Genomic DNA, 21,419 nt, shown 5'->3' on the forward strand with positions numbered 1-21,419 from the left:
TGGGAGAAGCCGTCAAAGGACGACCCCAGCCACCACCCCACCAGGCGAGCACGCCCCATACTGTCCAACGCCATGATCGGCCGGACAGGTCCTAGTGGGCGGTTACGCGGGAGTGACGCCCACCGCGCGTCAGCCGAGCCCGCCGGCCCGCACCAGACCCGTCTCGTAGGCGAGGACGACCACCTGCACCCGGTCCCTGAGCCCCAGCTTGGTCAGGATGCGGCCGACGTGGGTCTTCACCGTCGCCTCGGACAGGACCAGCCGGGCCGCGATCTCGCCGTTGGACAGGCCCTGGGCGACCAGCACCATGACCTCGCGCTCGCGGTCGGTGAGCCGCTCCAGCTCCTTGTGCCTGGGCTCGTTGCCGCTGGAGGGCAGCATGGGCGCGAACCGGTCCAGCAGGCGCCGGGTCGTCGACGGGGCGACCACCGCGTCGCCGCTGTGCACCGCGCGGATGGCTGCGAGGAGTTCGCCGGGCGGTACGTCCTTGAGCATGAAGCCGGAGGCGCCCGCCTTCAGCCCGGAGAAGGCGTACTCGTCGAGGTCGAAGGTGGTCAGGATCAGCACCTTGGGCGGCTCGGGGTCCGAGCAGATGCGGCGGGTGGTCTCCACACCGTCCAGCTTCGGCATGCGTACGTCCATCAGTACGACGTCGACGGGGGTCGAGCGCAGCACCTGGAGGGCCTCGACGCCGTCTCCCGCCTCCGCGACGACCTCCATGTCCGGCTGGGCCGCAAGCACCATCCGGAACCCGGTGCGCAGCAGCACCTGGTCGTCGACGAGCATCACGCGGATCGTCATCGGGGTCCTCTTCCGTGTCTTTCGTATCCGTCTACAGGGCCGTTACAGGTGTCAACAAAGGACATGCGCAAGTGTCAGTGTGCTGGTTTGAGCGGCAGCAGCGCACTGATGCGGAATCCTCCGCCCGGGCGCGGGCCCGCGTCCAGGGTGCCGCCCACCATGCCGACCCTCTCGCGCATGCCGATCAGGCCGTGGCCACTGCCGTCGGCGCCCCCGTCCTCGTACAGCTCGTGCGGGGCGCCCTTGCCGTCGTCCTCGACGAGCAGGCCGAGACCGTCGTCGAAGTAGACCAGGCGCACGCTGGCGCCCGTGTTCGGCCCGCCGTGCTTGCGCGTGTTCGTCAGCGCCTCCTGCACGATGCGGTACGCCGTCAGCTCGACGCCGCTGGGCAGCGGGCGCGGGGTGCCCTCGACCTTGAAGTCGACCGGCAGGCCGGAGCTGCGGCACTGCTGGATGAGGTCGTCGATCTGCTCGACGTCGGGCTGCGGGACGTATTCGCCGCTCTCCTGGTGCTCGCCGGTGCGCAGCACCCCGAGCAGGCGGCGCATCTCGGCGAGGGCCTGGCGGCCGGTGGAGGAGATGGTTTCCAGGGCCTTCTTGGCCTGGTCCGGGGCGGAGTCGAGGACGTATGCGGCACCGTCGGCCTGCACGACCATCACGGAGACGTTGTGCGCGACGACGTCGTGCAGCTCGCGTGCGATCCGGGCGCGTTCGGCGGCGACCGCGACCTTGGCCTGCGCCTCGCGCTCCTTTTCGAGCCGGGTCGCGCGCTCCTCGAGCTGCTCGTAGTAGGCGCGACGGGTACGGATCGAGTCCCCGAGCACCCAGGCGAGCGCGAACGGCACCGTCATGAAGATCACCAGGGCCACATTGCCCAGAACGCTGGAGTCCTGCTCGGGCCAGCGCGTCTGTGCCAGGGGGGCCGCACACAGGCCTGTCCCGAGCGCGAGACGGGACGCCCAGCGGGCGCCGGTCGCGGCCACGGTGTAGGTGATCACCAGGAAGGCGAAGTTGACCGGCGTCGGCGCCACATTCAGCACCAGCTGCGCCAGCCCCACGACGATGGCCAGCACCAGCATCTTCTCCGGCATGCGCCGGCGCAGCGCGATCACCAGGCCCAGCAGGAGGAGGACCGGGACGACGACCGCCTCGGAGGAGGTGCCCGGCAGGTCCTGCCCGCCCTCCTCGCGGACGGCCACGCTCACCACAGAGATCCCGAAGAGGAGGACGGCCCAGAAGCTGTCGACCCATGTCGGGTGCCTGCGGAGGAAGTCATAGAGGCGCTGCACGTAACCCAGCGTAGGGAAGCGATATGTGTGCCCGGGTCAACCGGAGGGTCGATCCGCACTACCCGCGCGTACTCCGCAAGGTGGAGGTTGCGTTCTCCTGTGCGCTTAGCCTGGGCCGGTGACACAAGTGGCGACGGGCGAGTGGCGAGGGTGGCGGGCGGCAGCGGAAGCCGCCCTCTACGGGCCGGGCGGCTTCTACCGCCGCCCCGAGGGCCCCGCCGGCCACTTCCGTACCTCCGTCCACACGTCACCGCTCTTCGCGGTCGCCGTGGCCCGGCTGCTGTGCCGGGTCGACGAGGCCCTGGGCCGCCCCGGGCGGCTGGACTTCGTCGACATGGCGGCGGGGCGGGGCGAGCTGACCGCCGGCGTGCTGGCCGCCCTGCCCGCCGACGTGGCGGCACGCACGCGTGCGTACGCCATCGAGCTCGCCGACCGCCCGGAAGCCCTGGATCACCGGATCGAGTGGCGGTCCGAGCCGCCGCTGCGGATCAAGGGCCTGCTGTTCGCCAACGAGTGGCTGGACAACGTCCCTCTGGAGGTCGCGGAGGTGGACTCCGCGGGCGTACCCCGCCTGGTTCTCGTACGACGGGACGGGACCGAACGTCTCGGGGAGCCGGTCGCCGGTGCGGAGGCGGAGTGGCTCGCGCGCTGGTGGCCGCTCGGGGGCGTGCAGGGGGCGCGGGCCGAGATCGGGCAGCCGCGGGACGGGGCCTGGGCCGCGGCCGTGGGCACCTTGGAGCGGGGGCTCGCGGTCGCCGTGGACTACGCGCACACGGCTCCCGCACGCCCGCCCTTCGGGACGCTCACCGGCTTCCGCGAGGGGCGCGAGACGGCGCCCGTGCCGGACGGTTCCTGCGACATCACGGCGCATGTGGCCCTGGACGCGTGCGCGACGGCGTGCGCGCTGCCCGGTGCACGCCTGGTGTCCCAGCGCGAGGCATTGCACGCCGTGGGCATCACAGGCGCACGCCCCCCGCTCGAACTGGCCTCCACCAACCCCACCGAGTACGTACGCGCCCTCGCGACCGCGGGAGAGGCCGCCGAGCTCACGGCGACGGCCGGACTGGGAGACTTCGGCTGGCTGCTGCAGCCGGTGGGAATTCCGGACGTACTGGCGGACTGACGCCCCCCGCCCGGCCCCGCCCGACCACCCCGCGACCACTCACCCGCCTACTTGTCGATGTCCCCCACCACGAAGAACATCGACCCCAGGATCGCCACCATGTCCGCGACCAGCGTGCCCGGCAGCAGCTCGACCAGCGCCTGGATGTTGTTGTACGAGGCGGAACGCAGCTTCAGCCGGTACGGCGTCTTCTCGCCCTTGCTGACGAGGTAGTAGCCGTTGATGCCGAGCGGGTTCTCGGTCCACGCGTACGTGTGCCCCTCGGGCGCCTTCAGCACCTTGGGCAGCCGCTGGTTGATCGGCCCGGGGGGCAGCTCGGCGAGCCGGTCCAGGCAGGCGTCGGCGAGGTCGAGGGAGACGTGGGTCTGCTCCAGCAGACACTCGAAACGAGCGAGGCAGTCGCCCTCGTCCCGGGTCACCACCCGCAGCACGTCCCCAAGCTCGCCGTAGGCGAGATAGGGCTCGTCGCGCCGCAGATCGAAGTCCACGCCCGACCCGCGCGCGATCGGCCCGCTCACGCCGTACGCGTGCACGGCCTCCGGCGTGAGGGCGCCCACGCCCCGCGTGCGCCCCCGGAAGATCTCGTTGCCCAGGACAAGATCGTCGAAGCGGTCCATGCGGGAGCGCACATCGGCGACAGCGGCACGCGCACGCGTGGCCCACCCGGCCGGCAGGTCCTCCTTCAGGCCGCCCACCCGGTTGAACATGTAGTGCATCCGTCCACCGGAGACCTCCTCCATCACGTGCTGGAGCTCCTCGCGCTCCGTGAAGGCGTAGAAGATCGGCGTGATCCCGCCCAGCTCCAGCGGATACGACCCGAGGAACATCAGGTGGTTCAGCACCCGGTTGAGCTCCGCGAGCAGCGTCCGGGTCCACACGGCCCGCTCGGGCACCTCCATGCCGAGCATGCGCTCCACGGCGAGGACGACGCCCAGCTCGTTGGAGAACGCCGACAGCCAGTCGTGGCGGTTGGCGAGCATGATGATCTGCCGGTAGTCGCGGGCCTCGAAAAGCTTCTCCGCGCCCCGGTGCATGTACCCGATGACCGGCTCCGCCCGCACGATCCGCTCGCCGTCGAGCACGAGCTTGAGGCGCAGCACGCCGTGCGTGGAGGGATGCTGGGGGCCGATGTTGAGCACCATGTCGGTGCTCTCCGCGGCGCCGCCGATACCGACCATGGTCTCCGTCGTAGGAGTCATGGACACAGTCTCCCCTACGTACGCTGGCCTCATGGAGACGGGGAGCCCGGAGAACACGGGGACTGCGGGAGAAGATCGGTCGGCAGCCGAACCGGCATGGAGAGGGCTGCCACCGGGCCTGCTGCGCATGCGACGACTGCTGCTGGTGGTGTGGCTGGGCCTGCTGACGATCGGCCTGGGCCTGCTGCTCGGGCTGCTCGCAGGACCGGCCTGGGCGGCCTTCGCCGTACTGCCGCCGGCGCTGATGGCGTGGGGCTGGGTGATGCTCGGCCGCAACTGGCGTTCGTGGCGATACGCCGAGCGCGCCGACGACCTGCTGATCAGCCGGGGCGTGCTGTGGCGCGAGGAGACGATCGTGCCGTACGGCCGGATGCAGCTGGTCGAAGTGACGTCCGGCCCGGTGGAACGCCACTTCGGGCTGGCCAGCGTGCAACTGCACACGGCAGCCGCCGCGACCGACGCCACCATCCCCGGCCTGGACCCGGCGGAGGCGGAACGGCTGCGCGACCGGCTCACCGAACTGGGCGAGGCCCGATCGGCGGGGCTGTGACGACGCAGGGCGTCGACGACGCCGTACGCGAGACGCAACCCCTGACGGAACGCCGACTGCACCCGGTGACGCCGCTCAGGCGCGCGTGGGCACCGATCGCCGTACTCATCGGCTGGGCGGTGCACGACCCGGACCAGGCACAACGCCAGCTGACCAGACTGACCACCACCACGCTCCTGCTCGCGCTGGCGGTACTGGTCCCGGCAGCGGCCCTGTACGGCTTCCTCACCTGGTGGTTCACACACTTCGCGGTGACGGACACCGAACTGCGCATCCGCACCGGACTGCTCTTCCGCCGCACCGCGCACATCCGACTGGAACGCATCCAGGCCATCGACATCACCCAGCCGCTGCTCGCGCGCGTGGCGGGCGTGTCCAAGCTCAAGCTGGACGTCATCGGCACGGACAAAAAAGACGAACTTGCCTTCCTGGGTGCGGAAGAGGCACGCGCCCTTCGCGCGGAACTCCTCGCCCGCGCCGCCGGCTTCGCCCCCGACACGGCCCACGAGATAGGCGAGGCCCCGTCCCGCCAGCTCCTGCGCGTGCCGCCCAAGGTCCTGGCGATCTCCCTCGTCCTGACCGGCGCCACCTGGGGAACACTGGCCGCCGCGATCGTCGTACCGACCATCCTCTGGCTGGTCACCGAGAGCGTGTGGACGGTCCTGGCGACCGCGATCCCGCTGATCGGCGGTGCAGGGGCGAGCAGTGTGGGACGGTTCATCGCCGAGTACGACTGGACGGTGGGCGAGTCACCGGACGGACTGCGCATCGACCACGGCCTCCTGGACCGCGCCCACGAGACGGTGCCGCCCGGCCGCGTCCAGACCGTACGGATCGTCGAACCGCTCCTGTGGCGCCGACGCGGCTGGGTACGGGTGGAACTGGACGTGGCGGGCTCGTCCAACTCCCTCCTGCTCCCGGTGGCCCCGCGCGAGGTGGCCGAGTCAGTGGTCGCCCACGTACTGCCCGGCACGACGGTCCCCTCCCCCGCCGCCCTGTCCCCCTCACCGCGCCGCGCGGCCCGTTGCATGCCGCTGTGGTGGCGCGGCTACGGGCTGTCCGTCACAGAAGCGGTCTTCGCCGCCCGGACCGGCCTCTTCCGCAGAAGCCTGGCCCTGGTCCCCCACGCAAAGGTCCAGAGCGTTCGCCTCACCCAGGGCCCCTGGAAGCGCCTGTGGGGCGTCGCCGACGTACACGTGGACTCGGGAGCCAACAAGACGGTGACCGCCCGCCTGAGAGACGCCAACGAGGCGGCAGAACTCCTGAACAGCCAAGCGGAACGCTCCCGCACCGGCCGCAGAGACGCCCGCCCGGACCGCTGGATGGCGTGACGCCTACCCCCACGGTGCAGCACTCGCGTACGGCGGCACGGCCCCGACCCACAAACGCACCGCAGGCGCTACGCGCAGCCCCACTGAACCCGCACAGGCCGCCGCAGGCACCCCGCCCCAACCGCCGGCGGCAACCGTCAGGAAACCGCGCTCCGCAACCCCTGCACATCAATCTGCTCGGTCTCGTCATGAGCCGTCAGGTCGATGACCTGCCCAACCCCCCGGGACTCCTCGTCCGCAGGCTTGAACTCCGCCTCGGCCTCGGCCTTGTGCAGAGCGAGGGCCTCCTGGCCGACGACATCGGCGAGGTCCTCGTTCTGGACGGACTCCAGCGCGGAGGACTCAGCCCGCTTGGTACCGAAGAAGTCGAAGCCCCCCTGGACCGCCGGACGCCGCACGGGCGCAGCCGGCGCGACGGCCACGGCGATCGGCGCGATGAAGTGCCCGGACGGCTGCTGGGCAGTGCGGGCAACCGCGCCCGCCGGGGTGCCGGCGGCCGCGCGCTCATGCCCGTCGACCGCCTCGGGCTTCCCCGGCGCGTCATCCTCCAACGCAGGCTCCGTCTCGGCCCCGGCGGCGTCTCCCGCCTCCACCTCGACGGCCCCCGAACCCGTCTTCACCGGCTCGTCGTTGGACGGCCCGTCCCCCTTGGGAGGCTCGTTGTTCGGGGGCTCATCCGTAGGCGGCTCAACCTTCGAGGACTCACCCTTCGGGGACACACTCTCCGGGGACTCACTCTCCGAGCACTCCCCCGCCAAAGACTCCCCGTCCTCGTCGAACCGTGCCAACGCCTCCTTGGCCCGCAGAAACAGCCGAGACCCTTCGGGCGAGAAAACGGCCGAAGCCGCCGGCACCTCCTCGACGGCGTCACCCTCGGCACCCTCCGCGTCGACCTCAACCCCGGCCTCCACCACGGAACCCTCGGCGTCGACATCAACCTCAGCCTCGGCCTCGGCCTGAGCAGGGACAGCCACAGCCCCCACCCCCTCGACCGGCCCCGGCACAGCCCCCGGCGGCAACGCCCGCGCGGGCGCCCCCGCCTCTATCTCCAGGACCCGCCGCTCCTCCAGCACACTCGCCCGCTCGGTCTCCGCCGTGGCGTACCGCCGCAAGAGCGACGCATGTTCGTTGCGCAGTCCCGCAAGCTCCGCCCGCTTGGCCCGCAGCCGCTGCTCCAGCTTCACCCGCAGCTCGCGCGACTCCTCGAGGTCGGTCTCCAGCTCGGCGACCCGTTCCTCGTGCCGCCACTCATCGCTCGCACGCGCGCGCGTGAGGTCGGCGACCTGCTTGCCCGCCTGCGCGTCCCAGCGGCGCATGACGACCCCACCGACGACCGCCGTGGCCGCGGCGGCCGCGGCAAGGCCGCGCAGCACCATGGGCTGGGTGAACACCCAGGGCGCCAGGGCGCAGACAACGGATACGCCTGCGATCGCCGACGGGGGCAGCAGCCTGTGCAAGGGCGGGGAATGACGGTGACGTCCACGTGGCATGGCCAGAAACTTACCGCGCGTAGGCGAATCTTGGCGCCCCACCCCGTAAAAACACAGCCATCCCGAGTCGTTCACAGTGCATCAGCAATCAGATCCGCCCCGAATTAAGCAAGAACCAAGATCACACGCAGCACGCTCACCCGCTCAACCGCCCACTCATCCACTCCAACGTCCCCGGAATCTCACGCCGCCAGGTGTTGAAGTTGTGACCGCCGCTTTCGAGGATGACCGATGAGATCCGCGTCAGCTTCGTGGCCTTCACGCGTTCAATGAACCTCAACGTGTCCTTGTAGTTGGATTCTCCAACTTTGCTGCTACTGACCAGCAGTGAAGTGTCCGGCGCCGGCATGTGCTCCAGGTACCACCACAGGTTCGCGCGATTGCGCAGTTCCTCGTCGCCGTGGAAGAGATCGCCCGTCGTGGCGTCGATCGGCGCCTTGTAGTACGCGGAAAGCCCCGCCCCGGCGGCGTACGTACGGGGATGGTGCATGGCGAGCTTCAACGCGCAGTAGCCCCCCGTGGAGTCCCCGACGATGCCCCAGCCACCCGGTTCACGCCCCACCCTGTAGTGCCCGCTCACGGCATCGGGCAGGTCCTTTGCGAAGAACGACTCCGTCTGCGGCCCACCGGGAATGTCCACGCACTCCGTGTCCCGCGGCGGCGCCACAGTGGGCCGCATCATCACCAGGATCATCGGCTGCATACGCCCGTCAGCGGCGAGCCTCCCGGCCGTACGCGGAAAGTCGAGCTTGTCCACCAGCGCCTCGGCCGTACCCGGATACCCGGTGAGAACCACGGCCGCCGGGAACGTACGCGTGCGGAACTGCGGCTGAAAATACTCGGGCGGCAGATAGACGTACGCCGGCGTCGCGATCCGCGTCGTACGCCCCACGATCGCGACCTTCTGGATCTGCCCGCCCACCTGAGGCCGCGCACTTGCCGCCCCCGGCACCCGCCGCGTGTCGACGACCCGAAGCGGCCCGCCTGCGGGCGTGTGGTCCACGACGACGCCCAGCTCGTCCTCCTGACCGAACAGGTCGGCCCAGCTGGCGTAGAACCCGAAGGCCTGATTTGCGCCGAGACCGACCGCCGCGAAGAGCGCCAACTGCGTGGAGAACAGCAGGCCTACGCGCCCGCAGACCGCCCGCGGGCCGCGCCGCGCCAGCCGCGGCCACAGCCAGACCGTGCCGACGAACAGCCCTACGGCGGCCGACACCGCCAGCGCCAGCACCTTGTCGCTCGTGAGCCCCATCGATGGTTACCTGTCCGCACTTTCCGTCCGGCCCGCGCGGGCGCATGACACATGCGCCCGCGCCGCCTCCCCTGCACCTTCGCAAGGGCTTGCCCCGGACTTTCCTTGGCCTTTGAAACGGTTTTGGGAAGCCGAGTGAACCTCTCCCCTCAAGACACCGTCCTAGAGGGCGCAATGTCGCCGGATGCCCGAATCGGCACCGGATCCAAGGTCTCTCGCAGAACTAATGGGATGCGATGTCTGTCAGGACAGATGTGGAAATGTCGGGCGTGGTTCCTCAACGATCGAGCCGAATGGGGCAACTGCCCAGCCGGGTACGGCATCTGCTCCGCGGCCCCCGCCCCGAGGCAGTTCCCCTGCTCGTCGGCAGAGCCTGCGCCCTGGTGGGCCTGCTGGACATCGCCGCGGGTGTCTTCCCGCGCTTCCGGCACAGCCCTATGCACGCCATCGCCGAGGTGCTGCCGGGCTCGACGGGCCCGTTCGCGGCCGCTCTCTCGCTGAGCGCCGGCGTCCTACTGCTCCTGCTCGCCCACGGCCTCAAGCGCGGCAAGCGGCGGGCCTGGCGGGCCGCCGTCGTGCTGTTGCCGGCCGGAGCGGTCGCGCAGTTCACGTACCGCCACTCCGTGGTGGGCGTCCTCATCTCGCTGGTACTGCTGGCCACCCTGCTGCGCCACCGTGACCAGTTCACCGCCCTGCCCGACCCGCGCAGCCGCTGGCGGGCGCTGGCCAACTTCGTCCTCATGGGCGCCGGTTCCCTCGCCCTCGGCCTGATCATCGTCAGCGCCCACCCGGACACCCTGGTCGGCGACCCGAGCCTGGTCGACCGCATCGCCCACGTCCTGTACGGCCTGTTCGGCTTCGAGGGCCCGGTCGACTACCACGGCAACACCTCGTGGACGGTCGCCTTCTCCCTCGGCGCCCTCGGCTGGATCACGGCGGTCACGACGATCTACCTCGCCTTCCGCCCCGAACACCCCGCCGCCCGCCTCACCGAGGACGACGAGGCACGCCTGCGCGCGCTGCTGGCCAAGCACGGCGGCCGCGACTCGCTCGGCCACTTCGCGCTGCGCCGCGACAAGGCCGTCGTCTTCTCGCCCAGCGGCAAGGCGGCGGTGACATACCGCGTGGTCTCCGGCGTGATGCTCGCCAGCGGTGACCCGATCGGCGACGTCGAGGCCTGGCCCGGCGCCATCGAGCGCTTCATGGACGAGGCCAAGGCCCACTCATGGACCCCCGCCGTCATGGGCTGCTCCGAGACCGGCGCCGAGGTCTGGACCCGCGAAACCGGGCTCGACGCCCTCGAACTGGGCGACGAGGCGGTGGTGGATGTCCCGGATTTCTCGCTCGCCGGCCGCGCGATGCGCAACGTGCGACAGATGGTCAAGCGCATCGAGCGCGCCGGTTACGAGACCCGGGTACGGCGCGTCCGTGACCTCGGCGAGACCGAGCTGGACCGCATCCGCCGCGCCGCCGACGACTGGCGCGGCACCGACACCGAGCGCGGCTTCTCCATGGCGCTGGGCCGCGTCGGCGACCCGGCCGACGGCGACTGTCTCGTCGCCACCGCCCACAAGACCGACGAGGAACCGGGAGAGTACGGCGACCTCAAGGCGATCCTCCACTTCGTGCCGTGGGGCACGGACGGGGTCTCGCTGGACCTGATGCGCCGCGACCGCTCCGCGGACCCCGGCATGAACGAACTGCTGATCGTGGCCGCCCTCCAGGCCGCCCCGAAGTTCGGCATCGCGCGCGTGTCCCTCAACTTCGCGATGTTCCGCTCCGCCCTGGCGCGCGGCGAGAAGATCGGCGCGGGCCCGGTGCTGCGCGCCTGGCGGGGCCTGCTGGTCTTTCTGTCCCGCTGGTTCCAGATCGAGTCCCTGTACAAGTTCAACGCCAAGTTCCGGCCACGCTGGGAGCCCCGTTTCGTGGTCTACCGCGCCTCGGCCGACCTGCCCCGCCTCGGCATCGCCGCCATGCAGGCCGAGGGCTTCGTGAACCTGGCCCTGCCGCTGCCGCGTTTCCTGCGCCGCCGCACGCACGCACCCCGCCCCTGCCCGCACCGGGTGACGGAACGGGACGTCCAGGCAGCGTGACCGCGGCCCCCGGACCGGCCCGAGCGGAAGCCCCCTGCCCCCGAAGGCTCCCGCTCGGGCCACGGCACGTCCCGACAGGCCCTTGGGCCTAGGCTGAACGTATGAGCAAGCAGAGCGGACGCGGGCGCGTCGCGGGACTTCCGCAGTGGGACCGGTGCGCGGTCATGGGAGTCGTCAACGTGACCCCCGATTCCTTCTCCGACGGGGGCCGCTGGTTCGACACGACGGCCGCCGTCAAGCACGGCCTCGCCCTGGTCGAGGAGGGTGCCGACCTGGTCGACGTCGGCGGTGAGTCCACCCGTCCCGGCGCCAGCCGGGTCGACGAGGCGGAGGAACTGCGCCGCGTCATCCCCGTCGTCCGCGGCCTCGCCTCCGAGGGCGTCACGATCTCCGTCGACACCATGCGCGCCTCCGTCGCCGAGCAGGCCCTCGCCGCCGGCGCCGCCCTCGTCAACGACGTCAGCGGCGGCCTCGCCGACCCCGCGATGATCCCGGTCGTCGCGGACACCGGCGCCCCCTTCGTCGTCATGCACTGGCGCGGCTTCCTGGAGGGCGGGAACGTCAAGGGCGTCTACGACGACGTCGTCGCCGAGGTCGTCGACGAGCTGCACGCGCGTGTGGAGGCCGTTCTGGCCGGCGGCATCGCCCCCGACCGCATAGTCGTCGACCCCGGCCTCGGCTTCTCGAAGGACGCCGAGCACGACCTCGTGCTCCTCGCCCACCTCGACCGCATCCTCGCCCTCGGCCACCCCCTCCTCGTCGCCGCCTCCCGCAAGCGGTTCCTCGGCCGCGTCCTCGCCGGGCCCGAGGGCGCGCCGCCGCCCGCGCGCGAGCGCGACGCCGCCACGGCCGCCGTCTCGGCGCTCGCGGCACACGCCGGCGCCTGGGCGGTGCGGGTGCACGAGGTACACGCCACGGCGGACGCGGTGCGCGTGGCACGCGCCGTAGAGGGAGCGCGCGTCCCCGAGAACGCGCCCGGCACGCAGGCCGCCGAGGGAGCCCGGTGAGCGCCCCACACACCGACGTCGAGCAGGTGGAGGCCGCCAACACCGCCTTCTACGAGGCGATGGAGCGCGGCGACTTCGAGGAGCTGTCCTCGTTCTGGCTCACCCCGTCCGACCTCGGCGTCGACGAGACCTATCACGACCCCGCCGACGTCGGCGTGGTCTCCTGCGTGCACCCCGGCTGGCCGGTTCTCACCGGCCGCGGCGAGGTCCTGCGGTCGTACGCGCTGATCATGGCGAACACCGACTACATCCAGTTCTTCCTCACCGACGTGCATGTCTCCGTGACCGGCGACACGGCCGTGGTGACCTGCACCGAGAACATCCTCAGCGGCGGGCCCGCCCCTGAGGGCGACGAGGAGCTCGGCCCGCTCGTGGGCCAGCTCGTGGTCGCCACGAACGTGTTCCGGCGCACGCCGGCGGGCTGGAGGATGTGGTCGCACCACGCTTCGCCGGTTCTGGCCGAAAACGACGAGGACGAGAGCGACGACACCCCCTCCTGAGTGGGTAGGCGACCTACAGGCCGACCGCAGGACCACACCGCGGGACCACACCACAGAGCGGCACCACAGAGCCGCACCACAGGAGCACCCACAGGGCCGCACCACCGGACGGCAGGACACACGCAGAGACAATCACGGACAAACACGGGGATGACTCGCGGGAGCCACCCGCAAGGAGGCCCGACGGCCCCCGCCGGGACCAAGAAGTGGTTGGAATCACGCGTCCTCGGGTAGGCGCGGCTACCAACCCATGAGCCACCGGGTTCCCCAGGGGAAACACCCAGTGAATCCTCCTGGCCCCGGACCGGACCCACGCCCCCGTGGCCCGGCCCTGTCAGTGCCCGCAGGTAGATTCGGTCGAGGCCGGTGTGCCGCCCGCACACGGCATCGACCGGCCGTCACCGACGATTGCAGGAGTGATTCGCGTGGATCGTGTCGCGCTGCGCGGCCTGAAGGCCCGCGGGTACCACGGGGTGTTCCCCGAGGAACGCAGGGAGGGCCAGACCTTCGTCGTGGACCTCGTCCTGGGCCTGGACACCCGGCCGGCCGCCGCGGACGACGACCTGGCGAAGACCGTGCACTACGGCATCGTGGCCGAGGAGGTCGTGGCCGTCGTCGAGGGCGAGCCGGTCAACCTCATCGAGACGCTCGCCGAGCGCATCGCCCAGGCCTGTCTGAAGCACGAAGGGGTCCAGGAGGTCGAGGTCGTCGTCCACAAGCCGGACGCGCCGATCACGGTCCCCTTCGACGACGTGACCGTCACCATCACCCGGAGCCGAGTATGACTGCACCGTTCATCAAGGGCCCCAACGACCCGACCGTACAGCCGGTACCCGCCTCCGTCGTCGACCAGGTCGACGCCGCCGACACCACCCTCAGCAACCCGAAACGGGCCGTGATCTCCCTCGGCTCCAACCTGGGCAACCGCCTGGAGACCCTCCAGGGCGCCATCGACGCCCTGGAGGACACCCCCGGCGTGCGCATCAAGGGCGTCTCCCCCGTCTACGAGACGGAGCCGTGGGGCGTCGAGCCGGGCACCCAGCCCTCGTACTTCAACGCGATCGTGGTCCTCAAGACCACGCTGCCCCCGTCCTCCCTGCTGGAGCGGGCGCACGCGGTCGAGGAGGCCTTCCACCGCGTCCGGGACGAGCACTGGGGCGCGCGCACCCTCGACGTCGACATCGTCTCGTACGCCGACCTCGTCTCCGACGACCCGAACCTCACGCTTCCCCACCCGCGCGCCCACGAACGCGCCTTCGTCCTCGCCCCCTGGCACGACCTGGAGCCCGAGGCCCAGTTGCCCGGCCGCGGCCCGGTCGTCGACCTGCTCGGCACCGTCACCAGGGAAGGCGTGGCACCGCGCCAGGACCTGGAACTTCAGCTGCCCGAATAGTCGTTAAGGTCAAGACGACCACATTCCGTGGGGACCCGGGGGAGCTGAAGGGGCACCGTGAGAGAGCTGCGCATCAGGTTGCTGGCAGGCGTGTTCATCGTGGCCGGAGTCCTGTCCTGGGCGGGCGCCCGGCTTTGGAACGCCATCGGGACCCTGCCCAGCGTCCCGCTGGCCGCGCCCATCGTCCTGGCGGTCATCGCCGTGATCCTGCTCGCCACGGCACTCTCGATCCGCGCCCGCCTCAAGGCCCAGCGGGAACGCCGCCCGGACGCCAAGGGCGTCGATCCCCTGATGGCCGCCCGCGCGGTCGTCTTCGGCCAGTCCAGCGCCCTGGTCGCCGCCCTCGTCGCCGGCATGTACGGCGGCGCGGGCGTCTTCCTCCTGGAGTCGCTCGACATCCCCGCCCGCCGCGACCAGGCCATCTACGCCGGCTTCTCCGTCGTGGCAGGCATCGGCGTGATAGCGGCGGCCATCTTCCTGGAGCGCGTCTGCAAACTCCCGGAGGACGACGAGCACAACGGCGCGGGGGCGGCGCCCACTACGTGAGAGTCACCAGGGCCGGCGAGCCAGGTGGCCGTTCACGAGGAAGCCCGGGTAGGGGTCGAGTCGGTAGCTGTAGAGAGTGAACGGTTTCGGGCTCCGGCCCCGCGCGGCCGAACGTCGCGCACCTCGACCCATGTCGACTCGACGAGTCCCAACGGGTGCTGCTCGGGCTTGAAGGTCCCTCATAACGGCCGGCTGTCAGCTACGACCAGATGCGAGGCCAAGCCGTTGCCCCGAGGCGTGAACCTTGCGCCGACCTCTCGCGCCAACTGGGAGAGAAACGGTGCGTTCACGAGCACGCGCGCGGCCGAGGTCTTCGGGTCGAATCCGTCCCCGTCCGTGCAGGCGTCGAGGAAGCTTTCGAACGTCTCCCTGTCCCGGAGGACAACGCGGGGGAACCGTTGCCGCATGTGATGGGCGTCGCCACCCACGTACTGCCTCATCAGGTCGGCCAGGCAGGACGACACCACACGCACGCGGAAGCCAGGTTGGCGTCTCTCGCATGGACCCACCCATCAGCCTGTAAGCGCCCGCCAACCCCATTCACCGTCTGCTTGCTCGGCAGCCCGAACCCCACCGCGATCCCCCTTGATCAGCGATCAGCTCCACTGATCAAGGACGGTATCGGGCACCACTGACAATCAGGTCAGCGAGCCAGTATCAGGCTCATGGCCTCAGCCCGGGTCGTAGCGTCCCGAAGCTGGCCCCGCACCGCCGACGTCGTGGTCTTGGCACCGGGCTTGCGGATACCGCGCACCGACATGCACATGTGCTCGGCCTCGATGACGACGATCACCCCGCGCGCCTCGAGGATCTCCATGAGCGAGTCGGCGACCTGCGTGGTGAGGCGTTCCTGCACCTGAAGACGGCGGGCGAACACCTCGACCAGCCTCGCCAGCTTCGACAGGCCCGTGATCTTGCCGGTTTCGGACGGGATGTACCCGATGTGAGCTACGCCATGAAACGGCAACATGTGATGTTCACACAAGGAGACGATCTCGATGTCCTTGACCAGGACCATCTCGTCATGCCCGATATCGAACGTAGTCGTCAGGACATCCTCGGGCTGCTGCGTGTGACCGGCCAGAAGCTCCCGATACGCCCGCGCCACCCGCCCCGGCGTCTCCCGGAGCCCCTCCCGGTCCGGGTCCTCCCCGACCGCGATCAGCAGCTCGCGTACGGCGTTCTCGGCGCGCTTCTCGTCGAACTCGCCGATGCGGCCCTCGCCGTCCAGCGTCACGGGGTCGGTCATGTGGTGCCTCGATCCTTTGCGGGTGGCGCGTGTGGGTCACGCGGCTGAACTGCCGGCATACGAAAATGCCACGCCCCCCAGGCTAGAACCTGGGGGGCGTGGCATTCATTCCGGGCCTGGTGTGGTCACCAGGGCCTGGGCGGCGTCAGCTCTCCGGACGCTCCTCGGGGGCCGGTTCGGCCGCCGGGGTGGGCTCCGTCGCCGTCGCCTTGGCGGTGGTGATGGCCGGCGTCGCGCCGTTGGCGCCGTTCGTCAGTGCGAGCTCCTTCGGGGAGAGCACCGGCGGACGGGTGGACGGCGTGCGGCGGGAGGAACCGGTCCAGGCGGGCCGGGGCGGACGCTTGACGATGGGGGCGAAGATCTCGGCGATCTCCTCCTTGCCCAGCGTCTCCCTCTCCAGCAGCTGAAGCACCAGGTTGTCGAGGACGTCGCGGTTCTCGACCAGGATCTCCCAGGCCTCGTTGTGCGCGTTCTCGATGAGCTTCTTGACTTCCTCGTCCACCAACGCGGCAACCTCTTCCGAGTAGTCGCGCTGGTGAGCCATCTCACGTCCGAGGAACGGCTCGGTGTTGTCGCCGCCGAACTTGATGGCACCGAGGCGCTCGGTCATGCCGTACTGCGTGACCATCGCGCGGGCCGTGGTCGTGGCCTTCTCGATGTCGTTCGCCGCGCCCGTGGTCGGGTCGTGGAAGACGAGCTCCTCGGCCGCACGGCCGCCCAGCATGTAGGCCAGCTGGTCCAGCATCTCGTTGCGGGTCGTGGAGTACTTGTCCTCCTCCGGCAGGACCATCGTGTAGCCGAGAGCACGGCCTCTGGAGAGAATCGTGATCTTGTGGACCGGATCGGAGTTCGGGGAAGCCGCCGCGACCAGGGCGTGTCCGCCCTCGTGGTACGCGGTGATCTTCTTTTCCTTGTCCGACATGATCCGGGTCCGCTTCTGCGGGCCCGCCACGACGCGGTCGATGGCCTCGTCGAGCATCTGGTTGTCGATCAGCTTCCGGTCGCTGCGGGCCGTCAGGAGCGCCGCCTCGTTGAGGACGTTGCTCAGGTCCGCGCCGGTGAAGCCCGGCGTGCGGCGGGAGACTGCCGACAGGTCGACGTCCGGGGCGACCGGCTTGCCCTTCTGGTGAACCTTGAGGATCTCCAGACGGCCCTGCATGTCCGGGCGGTCGACCGCGATCTGGCGGTCGAAGCGGCCGGGCCGCAGGAGGGCCGGGTCGAGGATGTCGGGACGGTTCGTCGCGGCGATGAGGATCACGCCGCCCTTGACGTCGAAGCCGTCCATCTCGACGAGCAGCTGGTTCAGGGTCTGCTCGCGCTCGTCGTGACCGCCGCCGAGGCCGGCACCGCGGTGACGGCCGACCGCGTCGATCTCGTCGACGAAGACGATCGCCGGGGCGTTCGCCTTGGCCTGCTCGAACAGGTCACGGACTCGGGAGGCACCGACACCGACGAACATCTCGACGAAGTCGGAACCGGAGATCGAGTAGAAGGGCACACCCGCCTCGCCCGCGACGGCGCGCGCGAGCAGGGTCTTACCGGTGCCGGGCGGGCCGTACAGCAGTACGCCCTTGGGGATCTTCGCCCCGACGGCCTGGAACTTCGCCGGTTCCTGCAGGAACTCCTTGATCTCCTGGAGTTCCTCGACCGCCTCGTCCGAGCCGGCGACGTCCGAGAACGTCGTCTTCGGGGTGTCCTTGGTGATGAGCTTCGCCTTGGACTTGCCGAAGTTCATGACCCGGGAGCCGCCGCCCTGCATCTGATTCATCAGGAACAGGAAGACGACCACGATCAGGACGAAGGGAAGCAGGGAGAGCAGGATGCCGACGAACGGGTTCTGCTTGGACGGCGAGACCGTGTAGCCGTCCGGGATCTGCTTCTGCTGGTACTTGTTCTGCAGCGTGTTGGCGATGTCCACGCCTTGGTCGCCGATATAGCTCGCCTGGATCTTGGTGGCGTCCTCGACCTTTTCGCCGTCCTTGAGCTGGACCTTGATGATCTGCTCGTCGCCGGTTGTCAGTTTGGCCGACTCGACCTTGTTCTCGTTGATCGCCTGGACGACCTGGCCGGTGTCCACCGTCTTGTAGCCGCCGGACGAGCCGACGACCTGCATCAACACGACCACGGCAAGGACGGCCAGCACGATCCACATGACCGGCCCACGGAAGTATCGCTTCACGTCCATCCATACGGAGCGGTGCCGCCCCGTCCCTCCTGCCATAGTGAGTTTGATAAGACAGTTCTTCTGACGGTACCCCAGCTTCGTCGCCCGTAGCCGCACGGGACGGCCGGTAAGCCCGTCTGCATGCTCCAACGGCGCGAGGCCCGCCGGGGTTCCCGATCTTCGTACGGGTGTTGGGCCCTTCGGGTCCGCGAACGCGAACCTCCGGACTCAGCCGCCGTATACGTGGGGCGCGAGCGTACCGACGAACGGGAGGTTGCGGTACTTCTCGGCGTAGTCGAGGCCGTAGCCGACGACGAACTCGTTGGGAATGTCGAAGCCGACCCACTCCACGTCGATGGCCACCTTGGCGGCGTCCGGCTTGCGCAGCAGGGTGCACACCTTGAGCGACTCGGGCTCGCGCGAGCCGAGGTTGGACAGCAGCCAGGACAGCGTCAGACCGGAGTCGATGATGTCCTCCACGATGAGGACGTGCCTGCCCTTGATGTCGGTGTCGAGGTCCTTGAGGATCCGCACGACACCGGAGGACTGGGTGCCGGCGCCGTACGACGACACGGCCATCCAGTCCATGGTGACGGGGGTGGACAGCGCCCGCGCGAGGTCGGCCATCACCATCACCGCGCCCTTGAGGACTCCGACGATGAGCAGGTCCTTGCCCGCGTACTCCGCGTCGATCTTCGCGGCCAGCTCGGCCAGCTTCGCGTCGATCTCTTCCTTGGTGATGAGCACCCGCTGGAGGTCGGCACCCATGTCTTTCGCGTCCACCCGCATCACTTTCGGTCGGTCGTCCCGCATCGGTTGGCTCGGCTTGATCGGCTCGGCCGGCCCCTCCGACGTGTTCGCGGAGGGGTCGGGAATCAGCCTTGCCGAATCACCAGTCTGCCACCCTGGCGCTGGGCGACGACTTTGCCGGGGAGATTGATGGCTCCCTGACCGCGCCAGCCGGTGATCAGACGGTCGACTTCCTCGATGTGGCGGGCGAACAGCGCACCGGCGGGCGCACCGGCCTCGATGGCGGCGCGGCGCAGGATCCGGCGGCGTACGGCGGGCGGCAGCGCGTACAGCTTGGCGCACTCCAGGAGGCCGGCCGCGTCGCGTACGGCGGCCTCGGCCTGGCCGGCCCAGGCGTCGAGCGCGTCGGCGTCGTCGCGGGAGAGCTGGGCCGTGCGGGCGAGGGCCTCGACGACGCCCTTGCCGAGCGCCTTCTCCAGGGCGGGCAGGCCCTCTTGGCGCAGGCGCGAGCGCGTGTACGCCGGGTCGGCGTTGTGCGGGTCGTCCCAGACCGGCAGGGACTGGACCATGCAGGCCTTGCGCGCGGTCTGCCGGTCGAGCCCGAGGAAGGGGCGGCGGTAACGGCCGCCGGCCCCCGAGACCGCGGCCATTCCGGACAGGGAGCGGATGCCGGAGCCACGGGCGAGGCCGAGCAGGACGGTTTCGGCCTGGTCGTCCCGGGTGTGGCCGAGCAGGACGGCGATGGCGCCGTGGCGTACGGCGGCGTCGTCGAGGGCGGCGTAGCGGGCGTCACGGGCGGCGGCCTCGGGTCCGCCGGAGCGGCCGACGGTCACGGCGATGGACTCGACCGGTTCGAGGCCGAGTTCGCCCATGCGCAGGACGACTTCCTCGGCGCGCAGGTCGGAGCCGGGCTGCAGACCGTGGTCGACGGTGATGCCACCGGCGCGGATGCCGAGTTTGGGGGCCTCGAAGGCGAGGGCGGAGGCGAGGGCCATGGAGTCGGCGCCGCCGGAGCATGCCACGAGCACGAGCGGGGAGGGGGGTCGCTCGTGCGGGGTGGTGCGCGGGGGCTCCTGCGGGGCCCGGCCGGGGAGCGCGTACGACGGTTGGCGCGCCGTGTCGTGGGCGGCGGGCGCTGCGCCGGTCGACGTCACGTACGGCGCCGGGGGCAGCGACATGTGCGGGATCTCGTACGAGGTCGCGCGTCGACCGCCGGGGGTGAGGGCGTCGGTGGTGCGGCTGTGTTCGGTCAGGATGTCGTGGAGGACGCGGCGGACCGCCAGGCGTATCGCCGCGACCGCAGGATGGGGACCCATGTCCGGTTCCCTTCATGAAGTTTTCGGGGGGTGAGCCCGAGCTCGGTCACTCAGAGTGTGTAGATGGTGACAGAGACGGGCCGTTCCCCGAGCATTGCACGCCTACCCATGGCTCACGGTCCCTCGGACGGGTGATTGCGGGGGCGTTCGCCTGCCGTCGGCCGGATTCGGTTCACGACCTTCGTATGAGATGCACGACTCGGCGCGCGATTCACGACTCCGCCTTGCGATGCACCCGCGCGATCCAGTCCGCCGGTTTGGCGATCTCCGCCTTGGTCGGGAGGGTGTTCGGGGACGTCCAGACGCGGTTGAAGCCGTCCATGCCGACCTGGTCGTGGACAGCCCGTACGAAGCGTTCACCGTCGCGGTACTGCCGCAGTTTGGCGTCCAGGCCCAGCAGTTTGCGCAGGGCGACGTCCAGTCGGGAGGCGCCCTTGGCGCGCCGCTGCTGGAACTTCTCGCGGATCTCGGCGACGGTCGGCACGACCTGGGGTCCGACTCCGTCCATCACGAAGTCGGCGTGGCCCTCCAGGAGCGACATCACTGCGGTGAGCCGGCCGAGGATCTCGCGCTGGGCCGGGGTCTGCACCAGTTCGACGAACGAGCGTCCGCCGTCGTCCTCCTCGGCCTCGGGCCGGCCGCCGGCGAGTGACTGCGCGGCCTCGCGGATGCGTTCCAGGACGGTCATGGGGTCGACATCCGTCTCCCCCAAGAAAGACTGGATTTCGCCCTCCAGGTGGTCCCGCAGCCACGGCACGGCGCTGAACTGCGTGCGGTGCGTCTCCTCGTGCAGGCACACCCACAGGCGGAAGTCGTGGGGCTGTACGTCGAGTTCGCGCTCCACGTGGACGATGTTCGGGGCGACGAGCAGCAGTCGGCCGGCACCGTTCTCTCCCGCCGGGAGTTCGCGGGTGGCCGGGGCGAAGGTCTCGTACTGGCCGAGGACCCGGGAGGCCAGGAAGGACAGCAGCATGCCGAGTTCGACGCCGGTCACCTTGCCGCCGACGGCGCCCATGACCGCGCCGCCCGGGCTGCTGCTGCGGCGCTCCTGCATCTTGTCGAGCAGGGGCTTGAGGATCGCGCGGAACCCGGCGACGTTCGCCCGCACCCAGCCGGGGCGGTCGACCACCAGGACGGGGGTGTCGTGGGTGTCCTCCGTGCCCATACGGGTGAAGGCCCGGACGTGTCCCTCCGAGGCCTTGGCATGTCGGCGCAGCTCGGCGACGACGGCCCTGGCCTCGTCTCGGCTCACCTCGGGGCCCGGCCGCACGAGCCGGGTCGCGGTCGCCACCGCGAGATTCCAGTCGACCATCTCGGCACCACCGATGCTCGTCATGTGTCAACCGTACGTGAGCGTTCCCACTTG

The 21,419-nt window shown here is 70.3% G+C and carries 19 protein-coding genes; 9 read left to right on the plus strand and 10 right to left on the minus strand.

From position 1 onward, the window contains the following. Window positions 1-129: 129 nt before the first annotated feature. Window positions 130-801: a response regulator transcription factor gene (locus ACZ7L5_RS44555; protein WP_471524784.1), complete on the minus strand. Its 672-nt coding sequence runs from the start codon at window positions 799-801 to the stop codon at window positions 130-132. A gap of 74 nt (window positions 802-875) precedes the next feature. Further along, window positions 876-2,090: a sensor histidine kinase gene (locus tag ACZ7L5_RS44560; RefSeq protein ID WP_328880140.1), complete on the minus strand. Its 1,215-nt coding sequence runs from the start codon at window positions 2,088-2,090 to the stop codon at window positions 876-878. A 118-nt stretch (window positions 2,091-2,208) separates the two neighbouring features. On the opposite strand from ACZ7L5_RS44560, the gene ACZ7L5_RS44565 reads away from it, so the two are divergent. Further along, a complete protein-coding gene (locus ACZ7L5_RS44565; RefSeq protein WP_471524786.1) occupies window positions 2,209-3,213 on the plus strand; it encodes an SAM-dependent methyltransferase in 1,005 nt (334 codons plus the stop codon). A gap of 47 nt (window positions 3,214-3,260) precedes the next feature. On the opposite strand, the gene ACZ7L5_RS44570 is transcribed toward ACZ7L5_RS44565, so the two are convergent. After that, on the minus strand, window positions 3,261-4,412 hold the full coding sequence (locus tag ACZ7L5_RS44570) for an NADH-quinone oxidoreductase subunit D (protein ID WP_328880142.1): 1,152 nt from the start codon (window positions 4,410-4,412) through the stop codon (window positions 3,261-3,263). A 31-nt stretch (window positions 4,413-4,443) separates the two neighbouring features. Between ACZ7L5_RS44570 and ACZ7L5_RS44575 the strand changes: the two genes are divergently transcribed. Together ACZ7L5_RS44575 and ACZ7L5_RS44580 are read left to right on the plus strand one after the other, a co-directional pair. After that, window positions 4,444-4,962 carry a PH domain-containing protein gene (locus ACZ7L5_RS44575; RefSeq protein ID WP_363041012.1) on the plus strand — a complete coding sequence of 173 codons (519 nt, stop codon included), beginning with the start codon at window positions 4,444-4,446 and terminating at the stop codon, window positions 4,960-4,962. Further along, on the plus strand, window positions 4,959-6,293 hold the full coding sequence (locus tag ACZ7L5_RS44580) for a PH domain-containing protein (protein WP_391408198.1): 1,335 nt from the start codon (window positions 4,959-4,961) through the stop codon (window positions 6,291-6,293). Before ACZ7L5_RS44575 ends, ACZ7L5_RS44580 begins: the two co-directional genes overlap by 4 nt. Before the next feature lie 137 nt (window positions 6,294-6,430). On the opposite strand, the gene ACZ7L5_RS44585 is transcribed toward ACZ7L5_RS44580, so the two are convergent. Next, on the minus strand, window positions 6,431-7,783 hold the full coding sequence (locus ACZ7L5_RS44585) for a hypothetical protein (protein ID WP_471524789.1): 1,353 nt from the start codon (window positions 7,781-7,783) through the stop codon (window positions 6,431-6,433). 136 nt (window positions 7,784-7,919) lie between these two features. Next, window positions 7,920-9,035, minus strand: a complete 1,116-nt coding sequence (locus ACZ7L5_RS44590) for an alpha/beta hydrolase (protein ID WP_471524791.1) — start codon at window positions 9,033-9,035, stop codon at window positions 7,920-7,922. Window positions 9,036-9,295: 260 nt separating this feature from the next. On the opposite strand from ACZ7L5_RS44590, the gene ACZ7L5_RS44595 reads away from it, so the two are divergent. The 6 genes from ACZ7L5_RS44595 to ACZ7L5_RS44620 all read left to right on the plus strand — a co-directional run bounded on the left by ACZ7L5_RS44595 (window position 9,296) and on the right by ACZ7L5_RS44620 (window position 14,574). Beyond that, window positions 9,296-11,128 carry a phosphatidylglycerol lysyltransferase domain-containing protein gene (locus tag ACZ7L5_RS44595; protein ID WP_471524842.1) on the plus strand — a complete coding sequence of 611 codons (1,833 nt, stop codon included), beginning with the start codon at window positions 9,296-9,298 and terminating at the stop codon, window positions 11,126-11,128. 101 nt (window positions 11,129-11,229) lie between these two features. Continuing rightward, the gene (folP, locus tag ACZ7L5_RS44600) at window positions 11,230-12,135 is read left to right on the plus strand and encodes a dihydropteroate synthase (RefSeq protein WP_471524793.1); all 906 of its coding nucleotides are present in this window, start codon (window positions 11,230-11,232) and stop codon (window positions 12,133-12,135) included. Then, on the plus strand, window positions 12,132-12,635 hold the full coding sequence (locus ACZ7L5_RS44605; RefSeq protein ID WP_471524795.1) for a nuclear transport factor 2 family protein: 504 nt from the start codon (window positions 12,132-12,134) through the stop codon (window positions 12,633-12,635). Before folP ends, ACZ7L5_RS44605 begins: the two co-directional genes overlap by 4 nt. A gap of 425 nt (window positions 12,636-13,060) precedes the next feature. Next, on the plus strand, window positions 13,061-13,420 hold the full coding sequence (gene folB / locus ACZ7L5_RS44610; RefSeq protein ID WP_328880150.1) for a dihydroneopterin aldolase: 360 nt from the start codon (window positions 13,061-13,063) through the stop codon (window positions 13,418-13,420). Further along, window positions 13,417-14,028, plus strand: coding sequence for a 2-amino-4-hydroxy-6-hydroxymethyldihydropteridine diphosphokinase (gene folK, locus ACZ7L5_RS44615; RefSeq protein WP_471524797.1), 612 nt, complete (start codon window positions 13,417-13,419; stop codon window positions 14,026-14,028). The genes folB and folK overlap by 4 nt, the downstream gene beginning before the upstream one ends. Window positions 14,029-14,085: 57 nt before the next feature. Further along, a complete protein-coding gene (locus tag ACZ7L5_RS44620; protein WP_328880152.1) occupies window positions 14,086-14,574 on the plus strand; it encodes a DUF3180 domain-containing protein in 489 nt (162 codons plus the stop codon). Between the two features lie 643 nt (window positions 14,575-15,217). Here ACZ7L5_RS44620 and folE read toward each other — a convergent pair. From folE to ACZ7L5_RS44645, 5 genes are all read right to left on the minus strand, one after another. Further along, entirely contained in the window at window positions 15,218-15,823 is a 606-nt protein-coding gene (folE, locus tag ACZ7L5_RS44625) for a GTP cyclohydrolase I FolE (protein ID WP_471524800.1), read from the minus strand. A gap of 145 nt (window positions 15,824-15,968) precedes the next feature. Then, window positions 15,969-18,008 (minus strand): ATP-dependent zinc metalloprotease FtsH, encoded by a 2,040-nt coding sequence (gene ftsH, locus ACZ7L5_RS44630; RefSeq protein ID WP_328884371.1) that lies wholly within the window; start codon window positions 18,006-18,008, stop codon window positions 15,969-15,971. A 207-nt stretch (window positions 18,009-18,215) separates the two neighbouring features. Next, window positions 18,216-18,776, minus strand: a complete 561-nt coding sequence (hpt, locus tag ACZ7L5_RS44635; RefSeq protein WP_328884372.1) for a hypoxanthine phosphoribosyltransferase — start codon at window positions 18,774-18,776, stop codon at window positions 18,216-18,218. An 86-nt stretch (window positions 18,777-18,862) separates the two neighbouring features. Then, a complete protein-coding gene (tilS, locus tag ACZ7L5_RS44640) occupies window positions 18,863-20,053 on the minus strand; it encodes a tRNA lysidine(34) synthetase TilS (protein ID WP_471524802.1) in 1,191 nt (396 codons plus the stop codon). Window positions 20,054-20,264: 211 nt separating this feature from the next. Continuing rightward, the gene (locus ACZ7L5_RS44645; protein WP_328880156.1) at window positions 20,265-21,389 is read right to left on the minus strand and encodes a zinc-dependent metalloprotease; all 1,125 of its coding nucleotides are present in this window, start codon (window positions 21,387-21,389) and stop codon (window positions 20,265-20,267) included. Window positions 21,390-21,419 lie beyond the last annotated feature (30 nt).

Source organism: Streptomyces sp. NPDC107528, from assembly GCF_055639295.1.